Annotated in this window: 13 protein-coding genes; 5 read left to right on the top strand and 8 right to left on the bottom strand. The window is 61.4% G+C overall.

All coding sequences use genetic code 11. The features are described from left to right. Nucleotides 1-154: 154 nt before the first annotated feature. From N181_RS16850 to hemE, 8 genes are all read right to left on the bottom strand, one after another. Nucleotides 155-1,045: a ParB/RepB/Spo0J family partition protein gene (locus tag N181_RS16850; protein ID WP_014330363.1), complete on the bottom strand. Its 891-nt coding sequence runs from the start codon at nucleotides 1,043-1,045 to the stop codon at nucleotides 155-157. 32 nt (nucleotides 1,046-1,077) lie between these two features. Beyond that, on the bottom strand, nucleotides 1,078-1,872 hold the full coding sequence (locus tag N181_RS16845; protein WP_014330364.1) for a ParA family protein: 795 nt from the start codon (nucleotides 1,870-1,872) through the stop codon (nucleotides 1,078-1,080). Between the two features lie 14 nt (nucleotides 1,873-1,886). Next, complete coding sequence (gene rsmG / locus N181_RS16840; protein WP_037398686.1) at nucleotides 1,887-2,528, bottom strand: 16S rRNA (guanine(527)-N(7))-methyltransferase RsmG; 642 nt, start codon at nucleotides 2,526-2,528, stop codon at nucleotides 1,887-1,889. Continuing rightward, a complete protein-coding gene (gene mnmG, locus N181_RS16835) occupies nucleotides 2,525-4,408 on the bottom strand; it encodes a tRNA uridine-5-carboxymethylaminomethyl(34) synthesis enzyme MnmG (protein WP_037398688.1) in 1,884 nt (627 codons plus the stop codon). Before mnmG ends, rsmG begins: the two co-directional genes overlap by 4 nt. Nucleotides 4,409-4,511: 103 nt before the next feature. Next, on the bottom strand, nucleotides 4,512-5,831 hold the full coding sequence (gene mnmE / locus N181_RS16830) for a tRNA uridine-5-carboxymethylaminomethyl(34) synthesis GTPase MnmE (RefSeq protein ID WP_037398690.1): 1,320 nt from the start codon (nucleotides 5,829-5,831) through the stop codon (nucleotides 4,512-4,514). Nucleotides 5,832-6,187: 356 nt separating this feature from the next. After that, nucleotides 6,188-7,453, bottom strand: a complete 1,266-nt coding sequence (gene rho / locus N181_RS16825; protein ID WP_012709824.1) for a transcription termination factor Rho — start codon at nucleotides 7,451-7,453, stop codon at nucleotides 6,188-6,190. 202 nt (nucleotides 7,454-7,655) lie between these two features. Then, nucleotides 7,656-8,195, bottom strand: coding sequence for a protoporphyrinogen oxidase HemJ (gene hemJ / locus N181_RS16820; protein ID WP_080577672.1), 540 nt, complete (start codon nucleotides 8,193-8,195; stop codon nucleotides 7,656-7,658). Next, nucleotides 8,192-9,226 (bottom strand): uroporphyrinogen decarboxylase, encoded by a 1,035-nt coding sequence (gene hemE / locus N181_RS16815; protein ID WP_037398694.1) that lies wholly within the window; start codon nucleotides 9,224-9,226, stop codon nucleotides 8,192-8,194. The genes hemJ and hemE overlap by 4 nt, the downstream gene beginning before the upstream one ends. Nucleotides 9,227-9,632: 406 nt before the next feature. Between hemE and N181_RS16810 the strand changes: the two genes are divergently transcribed. The 5 genes from N181_RS16810 (at nucleotide 9,633) to dnaQ (ending at nucleotide 13,427) form a co-directional block, all read left to right on the top strand. Further along, the gene (locus N181_RS16810; protein WP_014330370.1) at nucleotides 9,633-10,454 is read left to right on the top strand and encodes a pyruvate, water dikinase regulatory protein; all 822 of its coding nucleotides are present in this window, start codon (nucleotides 9,633-9,635) and stop codon (nucleotides 10,452-10,454) included. A 131-nt stretch (nucleotides 10,455-10,585) separates the two neighbouring features. Beyond that, complete coding sequence (locus tag N181_RS16805; protein ID WP_037398696.1) at nucleotides 10,586-11,185, top strand: Maf-like protein; 600 nt, start codon at nucleotides 10,586-10,588, stop codon at nucleotides 11,183-11,185. Further along, nucleotides 11,178-12,038: a shikimate dehydrogenase gene (locus tag N181_RS16800; protein WP_037398698.1), complete on the top strand. Its 861-nt coding sequence runs from the start codon at nucleotides 11,178-11,180 to the stop codon at nucleotides 12,036-12,038. Before N181_RS16805 ends, N181_RS16800 begins: the two co-directional genes overlap by 8 nt. Continuing rightward, entirely contained in the window at nucleotides 12,035-12,625 is a 591-nt protein-coding gene (gene coaE, locus N181_RS16795) for a dephospho-CoA kinase (RefSeq protein ID WP_037398701.1), read from the top strand. Before N181_RS16800 ends, coaE begins: the two co-directional genes overlap by 4 nt. A 103-nt stretch (nucleotides 12,626-12,728) precedes the next feature. Continuing rightward, nucleotides 12,729-13,427, top strand: a complete 699-nt coding sequence (dnaQ, locus tag N181_RS16790) for a DNA polymerase III subunit epsilon (RefSeq protein WP_037398703.1) — start codon at nucleotides 12,729-12,731, stop codon at nucleotides 13,425-13,427. Nucleotides 13,428-13,467 lie beyond the last annotated feature (40 nt).

Here is a 13,467-nt window from a genome sequence, read left to right as displayed (position 1 = left end):
AGCGTTCTTGTCCCGCCGCTCTTTGTCAGGGCCAAGCGTTTTGCTGCACGAAGATCACAAAGCGCGCCGACGCAGTTGCCGCAGCTCTCTCGCCGCCCCCGTCATCCTCGGGCTTGACGCGGGCTTGACCACCCGGCGGAAGAAGCGCCGACCCTCAGCGCCGCTCCAGCAGGCGGCAAATCTCCTCGAGCTGATCCAGTGTCTTATAGGAGATCCGGAGATGCCCACCCGAGGCCTTGTGGCTGACGGTCACCTCCAAGCCGAGGCTGTCCGACAGGGTGCGCTCCAGCGCAAGCGTATCGGCGTCCTTCTCCTCGCGCGACCGGCCCTTGGCAAAATTGGGATCATTCTGAGCCTTGATGTCGTTCTGGGCCAGGCGCTCCGTCTCGCGCACCGAGAGGCCCTTGGCGACGATCGAGCGGGCCAAAGCCACCGGGTCTGAGGTCGGGACCAGGGCACGAGCATGACCGGCGGAGAGACTGCCGTCCGAAAGCATGTCGCGCACCGGTTCCGGCAATTTGAGGAGCCGCAGGCTGTTCGCCACATGACTGCGGCTCTTGCCGATGATGTCGCCGAGATCGTTCTGCGTATAACCGTGTTCGGCGATCAGTTGTTCATAGCCAAGCGCTTCTTCCAGCGGATTGAGGTCGGAGCGCTGGACGTTCTCGACGATGGCGATCTCCAGCGCCGTCCGATCGTCGACGTCGCGCACGATCACCGGGATTTCTGTGAACCCTGCAAGCTGGGCCGCCCGCCAGCGCCGCTCGCCGGCGATGATCTCATAACGATCGTGGCCGACGGTACGCGCCACGACGGGCTGCACGATGCCATGCTGGCGAATTGAGCTCGCCAGGTCCTGCAACTCCGCTTCGTCGAACTGGCGACGCGGGTTGCGCGGATTGCGCGAGACGAACTCGATCGGCACCCGCCGATCCGGGTTGACCGCGCTTGCCGGTGCGCTGCCGCTCTGCAACGGCTGGTCCATCTCGCCGATCAAAGCGGCCAGACCGCGGCCAAGGCGCCTCTTGGAGCTGTCATCGTTCATACTGCACCCAATTTATTACGATACCGAAACGATTAGGCAGCCTTCCGCTGCCGCTCGCGCTGGATGACTTCCGACGCCAGTTGCAGATAGGCCTGGCTGCCGGCGCATTTGAGATCATAAAGGATCGCCGGTTTCCCATAGGAAGGCGCCTCGGAAACGCGAACATTCCGCGGGATCAAGGTGTGATAGACCTTTTCGCCGAGATGGGTCCGCACGTCGCTGACGACCTGCTGGGCCAGGTTGTTGCGCGAATCGAACATGGTCAGGACAATTCCCTGGATATCGAGGCTCGGATTGACGGTGCGACGCACCTGATCGACCGTTTCGAGAAGCTGGCTTAATCCCTCCAGCGCGAAGAACTCGCATTGCAACGGCACCAGGACGGAATGGGCCGCGGCCATGGCGTTCATCGTCAACAGGTTGAAAGACGGCGGGCAATCCACGAGCACGTAGGAGTATGCGAGCGCCTCCGAGGCAGCCAGTGCCTTGCGCAGCCGAAAGACCCGATCGGATTCCCGCGAGATTTCCATCTCAACGCCGAGCAGATCCATTGTCGACGGGATGATGGCAAGGTTCGGCACGGCCGTCTCAAGCGCAATCTCGCCAATCGAATGACTGCCCATCATCAGCTCGTAGGAGGACAGATGCCTATCGCGGCGCTGGATGCCGAGCCCGGTGCTTGCATTACCCTGCGGATCGAGATCGACGATCAGCACCCTTTCGCCGATCGCCGCTAGGGCAGTAGCCAGGTTGATCGCGGTCGTCGTCTTGCCGACGCCGCCTTTCTGGTTGGCAATGGTGATGATCCGATTTCTTGGGCCAAACATGCTTCGCTCGCCTATCACTTCGTGCGACGTGAAAGATTTGCAATCTCGAGCACAACCGAATCTCGCTCGACGACACTTGCATGTTTTACCAGATCGAATTGAAACCGGCTAACGGCTTTGTCTATTTCCTGCTGATAATCCCGGCCTTTGTGAAAGAAAGCGACGGTCTTGGAGCCATCCGCAAGCATCCAGGGCGCACAGTAGTCCAGCAACTGGCTCAAATCAGCGAGCGCCCGGGCCGAAATCGCCTCGCAGCGGGGAATCACCGACGGTGCCTGTTCAACCCGAATCGGATGCACCGAGCCGCGAGCGCCAGTCTCGTTCAGGGCGACGCGCAGAAAGGCGGCTTTCTTGTTGTTGCTTTCGACAAGATGGACCCAGCCGTCAGAAAATTCGGACAGGCAGATGGCGGTGATAACGCCCGGGAAGCCGCCACCGCTGCCGAGATCCACCCAGGTCTTTGGGGAGGGGGACAATCGAATGATCTGGAGGCTATCGACGATATGGCGCTGCCAGAGGTCCTCGAGCGTCGATGGTGCGACCAGATTGATCGACTTCGCCCACTTCTGAAAAAGCACCGCGAAATGCTCCAGCTTGTCGAGCGTTTCACGTGAAACGCGCAGGGCTTTCATGCGCTCGGCAGGACTCTCTTTCATTGTGCTGCTTGCCCCGCCACACGTTGGGCTCGGCGCTCCTGCCGCCGCAACCAGGAGAGCAGCAGCGACACAGCGGCAGGGGTCATTCCGTCGACCTTCATCGCCTGGGCCAGGTTGCGTGGCCGCTGCTGCGCCAGCTTTTGCTTCAGTTCATTCGAAAGTCCGGGCAAATCGCTATAGTCGAAATCATCCGGGATCGTCGCACTCTCCTCCCGCCGGATGCCGGCGATATCCGCGGCCTGTCGCTCCATATAGACGGCATAGGCGGCATCGATCTGCAGGGCTCCGCTGACGCGTGGATCGATCGCCTCAAGCTGCGGCCACAGGGGTCTCAACCCTTCGATCGTCTGATCCGGGAACGCGAGGATATCAAAGGCCGTGCGTCGTTGGCCGTCCTGGTTGAGTTTCAAGCCGTGCCGCGCGCCTTCATTCGGTGTGATCGAAAGTGACCGCAGAAGCGTACGGCCCTCTTCATAGGCACCCTTCCAGGAGCCGAACCGCGTCCTCCGCTCCTCGCCGACGCAACCCAGTTCGATGCCGGCCGGGGTGAGGCGCATGTCGGCATTGTCGGCACGCAGCGACAGCCGATACTCGGCTCGGGAGGTGAACATCCGGTAAGGCTCGGTGATGCCGCGCGAGGTCAGGTCGTCGATCATCACGCCGATATAAGAATCCGTGCGGCTGAAGACGAAAGGTTCACGACCCATGGCGGCCAGTGCCGCGTTCAATCCGGCCACTAGGCCCTGCGCGCCGGCCTCCTCATAGCCCGTCGTACCGTTGATCTGACCTGCCAGGAAGAGGCCCGGCATTTTCCGCACCGACAGCGAAAGCTGCAACTCGCGGGGATCGACATGATCATATTCGATTGCGTAGCCGGGCTGGAGAATCGCCACACTCTCCAGACCTGGGATGGTGCGGATAAAAGCCGCCTGCACATCCTCCGGCAAGGATGTCGAAATGCCGTTCGGATAGATCGTGTCATCGTCGAGCCCCTCCGGCTCGAGGAAGATCTGATGGCCGTCCCGTTCGCCGAAGCGGACGATCTTGTCCTCGATCGACGGGCAATAGCGTGGACCAACGCCCTCGATCTGACCGGAGTACATGGCGGAGCGGTGGATATTGTCGGCAATGATCTTATGGGTGGCGTCCGTCGTCCGGGTGACGCCGCACTCGATCTGCCGGTTCAGAATTGTGTCGGTCATGAAAGAGAAGGGCACCGGATCTTCATCCGGCCCCTGACGGCCGACCCGATCCCAATCGATCGTCCGGCCGTCCAAGCGTGCGGGCGTGCCGGTCTTCAATCGTCCGAGCCGCAAGCCGAAACGGCACAGCGTCTCCGACAGGCCGACGGATGGCGCCTCGCCGACACGGCCCGCCGGAATCTTGCGATCGCCGACGTGAATGAGGCCCTTGAGAAAAGTGCCGGTTGTCAGTACGACCGCGGCGGCGCGGAACACCCGGCCGTCCTTCATGATCACGCCGGCAACAGTCTCATCGTCGGTCAACAGATCAAAAGCGTCGCCTTCGATGACATCGAGATTCTCGATCGCATCGATCTCCCGCTGCATTGCTTCCCGATAGAGCCGCCGATCCGCCTGGGTGCGTGGTCCCCTGACCGCCGGTCCCTTGCGTCGATTGAGCAGCCGGAACTGAATGCCGGCCGCATCGGCAACGCGCCCCATCAGACCATCCAAGGCGTCGATCTCGCGAACCAGATGTCCCTTGCCCAAACCGCCGATGGCGGGGTTGCAGGACATCACCCCGATCGTTTCTTTCTTATGAGTGACCAGCGCCGTCCGCGCGCCCAGTCGCGCCGCCGCCGAGGCGGCTTCACAGCCGGCGTGGCCGCCGCCGATCACAATGACATCATAGCTTGTCATAGACACTCCCGCCTGCTCGGGTCTTGATTCTCACTTCGGCGCATCGAGTCAAGAAGGTTTCACGTGAAACGTGTCCCGGACTCGTCATTGTTGTATCGCTGCATCATTTGCCAACGCAGAACTCCGAGAATATCACGTCGAGCAGGTTCTCAACATCGACGCGACCGGTGATCCGACCCAACGCATCGCTTGCCATCCGGAGTTGCTCCGCCTGGATATCCAGGCCCTCGACCGCTAGGCTGCGTGCCAGCGCCGCGCTCGCCTGCTTCAGGCAGTCCACGTGTCGCTTTCGCGACGGCATGGCCAAGGAAGTCCGGCCGGCCAGATCGGGCAGGTGCGCTTTCAATTCTTCCAGCAGATCGGCTATGCCGTCACCCGTCTTCGTTGACAGAAACAGATCGGCCTGTCCAGGCGCCCAATTCGCCCCGTTTCGGTCGATCTTCGTCGCAACCCGGATCACCGGCACGTCGTTGCCGACGGGCTCGTTCCAGACGAAATCACCCGGTTTTTCCGATAATAGGAGGATTAAATCGGCATGGCCGATAACCTCCCGCGCGCGTCGAATGCCTTCGCGCTCGACGAGCTCGTCCGTCTCCCGAAGTCCCGCCGTGTCGTAGAGCTTGACGGAGAATCCGGCTAAGGAAAGATCAACCGACAAAACATCGCGGGTCGTGCCGGCGATCTCGGTGACGATCGCAATGTCCCGCTTGGCAAGCGCATTGAGGAGGCTCGATTTTCCGGCATTCGGTTCTCCGGCGATGACGATCTTCAGGCCGTCACGAATGATCTCGGCCAGGCCGGCCTGGTCGATATGCGCGTCAATCTCGCCCGCGAGCTTCGCCATGTCGGACCAGATCGTCTCGCTGACAGAACCTGGAATGTCGTCCTCATCGGCGAAGTCGAGTTCCGCCTCAATCATGGCGCGCGCATGTGTCAGGCGTCGCGCCCAGCCCTGATAGAGAGCCGACTGACCGCCGCCGGACTGTTCGATGGCAAGGCGGCGCTGCATCTCGGTCTCGGCCGTGATCAGGTCGGCCAAGCCCTCGACCTCGACGAGATCCAATTTGCCGTTCTGGAAGGCGCGTCGCGAGAACTCGCCGGCTTCGGCATGCCGCAACCCTTCAAACCCGGCAAGCGCATCGAGAATGGCATGGACCACGGCCCGCCCGCCATGCACCTGCAGTTCGCAGCAATCCTCGCCGGTGAACGACGCCGGACCAGGAAAATAGATCACCAGACCGCTGTCCAGGATCTCACCGTTTCGAGTCCGAATCGTTCTGAGCGCGGCCCTGCGCGGCTGCGGCAGGGCGCCGCAAAGTCGCCCGATCACATCGGCCGTGGCCGGTCCGCTGATGCGGATGACGGCGACGCCCGCGGGCAGGGCGCCACTGGAGAGCGCGTATATGGTATCCGTTATCTGCATCGGCTCATTCGGACCTGTCAGCCCAACGCTCAAACGCGGGCGCCGCGCCAGCCTGATTTCTTATCTATGAAGAGGTCATCCAGCCGCCGCTAGACAGCGGCTTTGTCCCTGCACGCTTTCGGCTTTCCGGCATAGCGGACGGAGCGCAGACTTATGCATCTCTGTAGGCCGAAAATCAAGCACCGCCGGATTCAGGGAAAGGACGTCGGCTGTTTCACGTGAATCATTGTGAAAACTGAAGCTACAAAGGTCTTTCTACCGAGCAACAAAGTTGAACCTGGTCGAGAAATCGAGCGCAAAGAAATGACCGGAATCTGGCGATCCCGGCCACGCAAAACCCGACACTCGTCGATCGATCAAGTGTTCATCGAATCGAAGAAATCGCCGTTGGTCTTGGTCTGTTTAAGCTTGTCGATAAGGAACTCGATTGCATCGGTCGTGCCCATTGGCGCGAGAATCCGCCGCAGTACGAAGATCTTCTGCAGGTCCTGGCGCGGCACCAGCAGGTCTTCCTTACGCGTTCCGGACTTCAGAATGTCCATCGCCGGGAAGATGCGCTTGTCGGCGACCTTGCGGTCGAGGACGATTTCCGAGTTGCCGGTACCCTTGAACTCTTCGAAGATGACTTCGTCCATGCGGCTGCCGGTGTCGATCAGCGCGGTGGCGATGATCGTCAGCGATCCGCCTTCCTCGATGTTGCGGGCGGCACCGAAGAAGCGCTTCGGACGCTGCAGGGCATTCGCGTCGACACCGCCGGTCAGCACCTTGCCGGAGGACGGCACGACGGTGTTATAGGCGCGCCCGAGGCGGGTGATCGAGTCGAGGAGAATGACGACATCACGGCCGTGCTCAACGAGGCGCTTGGCCTTTTCGATGACCATTTCGGCGACCTGGACGTGGCGCGTTGCCGGTTCGTCGAAGGTCGAGGACACCACTTCGCCCTTCACCGAGCGCTGCATGTCGGTCACTTCTTCCGGCCGTTCGTCGATCAGCAGAACGATCAGGTAGCATTCCGGATGGTTGGCGGTGATCGAATGGGCAATGTTCTGCAGGAGAACCGTTTTGCCGGTCCGCGGCGGTGCGACGATCAGGCCGCGCTGGCCCTTGCCGAGCGGCGCGACGAGGTCGATGACTCGAGCCGAGAGGTCCTTGGAGGTCGGCACTTCGAGTTCCATCTTGAAGCGCTCATTTGGGTAGAGCGGCGTCAGGTTGTCGAAGTGAACCTTGTGCCGGATCTTCTCCGGATCATCGAAGTTGATCGTGTTGACTTTGAGAAGCGCGAAGTAGCGCTCGCCTTCCTTCGGGCCGCGAATCGGCCCTTCGACCGTATCGCCGGTCTTCAGCGAAAAGCGACGGATCTGCGACGGCGAAATGTAGATATCGTCCGGACCTGGCAGATAGTTTGCATTAGCCGACCGAAGGAAGCCGAATCCGTCCTGAAGAACCTCGACAACGCCTTCACCGATGATCTCGATCTCCTGCGTGGCGAGATTCTTGAGGATGCCGAACATCAGCTCCTGCTTGCGCATGGTGCTGGCGTTCTCGACCTCGAGCTCTTCGGCAAAGGCGAGGAGATCCGTCGGCGTCTTGTTCTTGAGGTCTTGAAGCTTCATTTCAGCCATGAAGAGTCCATGATTTGTAGGGGGAAATAGGGAACAGGCGTGATTTTCGTAAGGGAGCTGCGAGGGGGAAAGGGGGGCAGGCTCTAAACTTCGTCACAGGCCTTGGGATGAAGGAGATGGGCGAAAATAGCGATTCACGTGAAACGCCGCAAGGGGGCGCAGCAAATTAGCGGCAACTACCACGGCTGCGAATCGATTGAATTCAAAATGGTTTCACGACGGCGAGAATTACGATGACGATCATCAACAGGGTCGGCGCCTCGTTCATCAGCCTCCAGTAGCGCGCGCTCTTCCGATTCGCGTCCCGCTGAAAGGCGGCCACCGCCCGGCTGAAATGGACATGCACCAGCGTCAGCAGCACGACGCAGAAAAGCTTCGCATGGAGCCAGCCGCCGCTGAACCCGTAGACGCTCCAGGCGAGATAAAGGCCGAGGCTCCAGGCAATCATCATGGCCGGGTTCATGATGACCTTCAGGAGGCGCAGTTCCATCGTCTTGAAGGTCTCGGACTGCACCGAGCCGGGCGGCGCGTCGGTGTGATAGATGAACAGCCGCGGCAGATAGAGAAGCGCTGCCATCCACGACATCACCGCGATGATGTGAAGCGCCTTGATCCACAGATAGAGATCGTCCGGCTGCGCGGCAAAAAGCCCCGCCAGCAGCGCGACGAAAACGAGAAGCGCGACGAGGGCCCGAAGCCTTGCCCGCTTTCCCGGAGCGCTATCCGTCTGGCGCTCGATCATCCTTTTGTCCCACGAACGCGCGCGACGAGGGCCGAGACGTTCTCCGGGTCCGCCTCGGGCGTAATGCCGTGCCCGAGGTTGAAGATCAACGGTCCATTGCCGAGCACATCGAGAATCCGGTCGATGCCGCTCTCCATGGCCACGCCGCCGGCAACGACCCGCATCGGATCGAGATTGCCCTGCACAGGACCGTCCTTCTGCAATTCGGCGGCAAAGGACAGGGGCACGGCCCAATCGAGGCCGATCGCGTCGGCGCCGGTCAAGCGGCGATAGTCCTTGAGCAACAGGCCCGCCCCCTTGGCGAAGGCGATGATCTTCGCCGAAGGCCTGCGAGCCCGCACGGACGCAATCATCCGCCGCACCGGTTCGACGGCGAAGCGGGCAAACTCGTCCTCGCCGAGCACGCCCGCCCAGGAATCGAAGATCTGCACCGCATCGGCGCCCGCGTCGATCTGCTCGACGAGATAGTCCGCCGAAACGTCTGCCAGGAAGGCCAAAAGCTGCTCGAAAGCCTCGGGGTGGCGGTAGGCAAAGAGCCGTGCCGGCGCCTGGTCCGGTGTGCCGCGCCCGGCAATCATGTAGGTCGCAACCGTCCACGGCGCACCACAGAAGCCGAGCAGAGTCGTCTCCTCCGGCAACTCCCGCCGAAGCCGCGAGACGGTCTCAAAGACGGGAGAGAGATGGGTCGAGACGCCATCGGCCTTGAGGCGGGCGATGCCGTCGGTGTCGATCGGATCCATCCGCGGGCCGTGGCCCTCCTCGAAGCGGACGTTGCGGTGAAGTGCGTCTGGTATGACGAGAATATCGGAGAAGAGGATCGCGGCGTCGAAAGCGTAGCGGCGGATCGGCTGCAGCGTCACCTCGACCGCGAGATCCGGCGTATAACAGAGATCGAGGAAGCTCCCGGCCGTGGCGCGCGTCGCTCGATATTCAGGCAGGTAGCGGCCGGCCTGGCGCATCAGCCAGACGGGTGGAGGCGTGAGACATTTTCCGTTCAACACCTCTAGAACTTTGCGACGTGTCTCGGCCACTCGCCATTCCCCAATCTAAAAAACAAACCTTATTTAAAAGGTTTCTATTTCTTAGAGTCGGTGGCTATCAAGGATTAAAATCAATCCTCAGTTCGTCCAATCTGCGCAGATCTCCACGTGCGTGGCGGGAGAAGGATCACCCGAATTCATTATCGATCGGGCAAAGCCTAGAAAAGGCAGAAAAGTCAGCATCTTGCTGGACCCTCGGAATTTGCGATTCCTGTGGACAAGGAGTCGTTCCGCGTGACAATTTGTCGTCGACTTGAGTCTTTTCCACAACTGCGCCTGAGCGTTTTTCGTTTGGGCGTCAAATGTGAATAACGCGACGTTTTTCCACGGGCCTGGGCGGCGACCGCGACTTAAGCCGTCTGGTGTCCCGGCCTATCAACAGCCCCCGGAGAATTGCGTGGAGAACCGAAAAAACTATTTCCATCTGCATCTCGTCTCCGATTCGACGGGCGAGACGCTGATCGCCGCCGGCCGCGCCGCGGCCGCGCAATTCCAGTCCTCGCACGCGCTCGAACACGTCTACCCGCTGATCCGCAACAGGAAGCAGTTGATGCAGGTCCTCGATGCCATCGACGGCGCGCCGGGCATCGTGCTCTATACGATCGTCGATCGGGAGCTTGCCGGCATGATCGACCAGAGATGTCGCGAGATCGGCGTTCCCTGCGTCTCCGTCCTCGATCCGATCATCGAACTGTTCCAATCCTATCTCGGTTCGCCATCGCGTCGGCGTTCCGGCGCACAGCATGTCATGGATGCCGACTATTTCGCCCGGATAGAGGCACTGAATTTCACCATGGATCACGACGACGGCCAGATGCCGGCCGATTTCAACGAGGCGGACGTGGTGCTCATCGGGGTGAGCCGGACCTCCAAGACACCGACGAGCATCTATCTCGCCAATCGCGGCATCAAGACCGCCAATATCCCGATCGTGCCCGGCGTGCCCTTGCCGGATGGTCTGCTCAAGGCGACGAAGCCGCTGGTGGTGGGGTTGATCGCCAGTGCCGACCGGCTGTCCCAGGTTCGCCAACACCGCCTGCTCGGCACGACGCCGAGCTTCCATGGCGAGGAATATACCGACCGAGCGGCGATTTCGGAGGAGCTGAAATATGCGCGCACGCTCTGTGCCCGCAACAATTGGCCGCTGATCGACGTGACGCGACGCTCGATAGAAGAAACGGCTGCGGCGATCGTTGCCCTCCGTCCTCGGCTCAGATAGAGCGAATCGCAGGAACCGGTCGCATGAGCCGGACGGTCGCGCCGTTCGGTTCCGGTTCATGAGGAACCGGTCATAATGGTCGGATCGAATGGGTCCAGTCACCATCGTGATCTCGAATTGCGGATTGAAAGATGACATCCTCGCTCGTTCTGGCTTCCGCCAGTCCATTTCGACGCGCGCTTCTCGAGAACGCGGGGCTGAGGTTCTCGGCCCGCGCAGCCCAGATTAACGAGCGGGTCCTGGAGCGGCCCCTGGAGGAAGCGGGTGCGCCGCCTGCCGAAGTTGCGCTGGCGCTTGCCGAAGCCAAGGCGCGGGATGTGTCGCGCCATTTCGACGGCGCCATCGTGATCGGCAGCGACCAGACGATGTCGCTTGGGTTGCGGGTCTATCACAAGCCGAAGGACATGGCGGAGGCGGCCGAGCATCTCCTGTCGCTGTCCGGCAGGACCCACAGCCTCAACAGCGCGATCGTGCTCGTCCGGGATGGAGATATCCTCTGGCGGCACGTTTCGACGGCGCATATGACGGTCAGGCTCTTGGACCGGGGCTTTATCGAACGGCATCTGCACAGGGTCGGCGAGATGGCGCTTTCGAGCGTCGGCGCCTATCAGTTCGAGGGCGAGGGGATCCAGCTCTTCGAGAAGATCGAGGGCGATTACTTTACGATCCTCGGCCTGCCGATGCTGCCGCTTCTTGAAAAACTTCGCGAACTGGGATCGATCGATGCGTGATTCACGTGAAACATTTGTTAACCACGCTTTCGTCACCGGCTATCCGATCAAGCATTCGCGCTCGCCCCTCATCCACGGCTATTGGCTGCAGCAGTTCGCCATTGCCGGAAGCTACCGGGCTCACGAGGTCGCCCCGGAGGCCTTCCCGGATTTCATGCGCCAATTGCGGGACGGCAGAGCCGGCTTTTGCGGCGGCAACGTCACCATCCCCCACAAGGAGATGGCTTTCGAGCTCTCCGACCGGCCGGACGACCTGAGCGCGGAGCTCGGCGCGGCCAATACGCTCTGGCTCGAGGACGGAAGGATCTGCGCGGCCAACACGGATGGGCGAGGCTTTGTCGCCAATCTCGACGAGCGCGCTAGCGGCTGGGACCGGATCTCGACGGCCGTCATTCTCGGCGCCGGCGGCGCCAGTCGCGCCGTGATCCAGGCGGTCCGCGATCGCGGTGTCAAGACGATCCATGTGGTGAACCGCACCGCCGCCAGGGCGCAGGAACTGGCCGACCGGTTTGGTCGCGCCGTGCACGCGCATCCGATCGCGGCGCTCTCCGAAGTCATGGCCGGTGCCGGTCTGTTCGTGAACACGACCTCGCTTGGGATGGACGGCGAGCCGGCGCCGCCGATCGATTTCTCCCCCTTGGCGAACGGGGCGGTGGTGACCGACATCGTCTATGTGCCGCTGAAGACGCCACTCCTTCGCCAGGCTGAAGAACAGGGTTACTGCATCGTCGACGGCCTTGGCATGCTCTTGCATCAGGCCGCGCCCGGATTCGAGAAATGGTTCGGTCAGAGGCCGGTTGTCGATGAAGCGCTTCGGCAGATCATCATAAAAGATATGGACGTTCACGCATGATCATTGTCGGGCTCACGGGCTCCATCGGCATGGGAAAGACGACGGCCGCTCAGATGTTCCGGGAGCTCGGCGTCCCGGTGAACGACGCCGACGAGGTGGTTCACGAGCTCTATCGCGGCGAAGCGGTGGCGCCGGTCGAGGCGGCCTTCCCGGGCGTAGCGAAGGACGGCGTCATCGATCGGGCGGAACTTTCGAGGCAGCTCCTTGCGCAGCCGCAGCGCCTCGGCGAATTGGAGCAGATCGTTCATCCGTTCGTGCGCGCTAAGGAAGGCGAGTTCATCGCCATGCACAAGGCGGCGGAAGCGCCTTTCGTTCTTCTCGATATTCCGCTGCTTTTCGAGACGAAGGCTGAAAAGCGCGTCGACCGGGTCGTCGTCGTCAGCTGCGCCCCGGAGGCCCAGAGAGAACGGGTCATGAAACGCCCGGGGATGACGGCCGAGAAATTCGCGATGATCCTGGCTAGGCAAGTCCCCGACCAAGACAAGCGCGCCCGCGCGGACTACGTGATCGACACGAGCGACAGTTTCGACGTCACCCGGGAGCAGGTTCGCGCCATTGTCGAAGAATTGCGCGCCGACCGCCACTGACCCACGGCAACCGAGCGGGCTTCAACTGTAAGAAGAACGACATTAGAATCGAGCGCACGAATGGCCCGAACTGATTCGCCGAGCGCCCGCCTTAGGAAAAGACATGCGTGAGATCATTTTCGATACGGAAACGACCGGCCTCGACAGTCGCGAGGACCGGGTGATCGAGATCGGTGGCGTCGAGCTTGAGAACCAGTTCCCAACGGGGCGCACGCTTCATCTCTATATCAATCCGGGCGACCGCAAGGTTCATCCCGACGCCTTGGCCGTACACGGCATCACCGACGAGTTCCTCAAGGACAAACCGTCCTTTGCCGACGTCGTCGAGCAAATCGTCGATTTCTTTGGCGACGCGCGTTGGGTCGCGCACAATGCGACCTTCGACATCGGCTTCATCAATGCGGAATTTGACCGTCTCGGATTGTCGCCGATCGCCATCGATCGGGTGACCGATACGCTGGCGCTGGCGCGACGCAAGCATCCGATGGGCCCGAATTCGCTCGACGCGCTCTGCCGCCGCTACGGCATTGACAACTCGCATCGCGCCAAGCACGGCGCCCTTCTCGACTCCGAACTTCTGGCCGAAGTCTATATCGAGATGATCGGCGGCCGGCAGGCGGCGCTGGGGCTGGTCACCAGCGAGATCGGCGGCCTAGCCGTCCAGGCGGACGACGGTCCGATTATTGTCATGCAAAGGGAGCGGTTGCTGGCGCCGCGCCTGAGCGAAACCGAGATCGCCGCTCACGCGGCGCTTGTTTCGAAGATCGGCGCCAAGGCGATCTGGATGAAGTACAGCGGCTAGGCTGTAGTGACAATTTAATCATTTGAGCCAGAGCATGATG

It is taken from the genome of Sinorhizobium fredii USDA 205 (assembly GCF_001461695.1).
GTDB lineage: Bacteria > Pseudomonadota > Alphaproteobacteria > Rhizobiales > Rhizobiaceae > Sinorhizobium > Sinorhizobium fredii.
The sequence above is the reverse complement of the archived record's forward strand: the minus strand, read 5'-3'. Positions and strand labels throughout refer to the sequence as shown.

Excerpts from the sequence above, each read along its gene's own strand:
- dnaQ (WP_037398703.1), top strand. The coding sequence starts at position 12,729 with ATGCGTGAGATCATTTTCGATACGGAAACGACCGGCCTCGACAGTCGC.
- N181_RS16805 (WP_037398696.1), top strand. The coding sequence starts at position 10,586 with ATGACATCCTCGCTCGTTCTGGCTTCCGCCAGTCCATTTCGACGCGCG.
- hemJ (WP_080577672.1), bottom strand. The coding sequence starts at position 8,195 with ATGATCGAGCGCCAGACGGATAGCGCTCCGGGAAAGCGGGCAAGGCTT.
- N181_RS16800 (WP_037398698.1), top strand. The coding sequence starts at position 11,178 with ATGCGTGATTCACGTGAAACATTTGTTAACCACGCTTTCGTCACCGGC.
- rsmG (WP_037398686.1), bottom strand. The coding sequence starts at position 2,528 with ATGAAAGAGAGTCCTGCCGAGCGCATGAAAGCCCTGCGCGTTTCACGT.
- N181_RS16850 (WP_014330363.1), bottom strand. The coding sequence starts at position 1,045 with ATGAACGATGACAGCTCCAAGAGGCGCCTTGGCCGCGGTCTGGCCGCT.
- N181_RS16845 (WP_014330364.1), bottom strand. The coding sequence starts at position 1,872 with ATGTTTGGCCCAAGAAATCGGATCATCACCATTGCCAACCAGAAAGGC.
- coaE (WP_037398701.1), top strand. The coding sequence starts at position 12,035 with ATGATCATTGTCGGGCTCACGGGCTCCATCGGCATGGGAAAGACGACG.
- rho (WP_012709824.1), bottom strand. The coding sequence starts at position 7,453 with ATGGCTGAAATGAAGCTTCAAGACCTCAAGAACAAGACGCCGACGGAT.
- mnmE (WP_037398690.1), bottom strand. The coding sequence starts at position 5,831 with ATGCAGATAACGGATACCATATACGCGCTCTCCAGTGGCGCCCTGCCC.
- mnmG (WP_037398688.1), bottom strand. The coding sequence starts at position 4,408 with ATGACAAGCTATGATGTCATTGTGATCGGCGGCGGCCACGCCGGCTGT.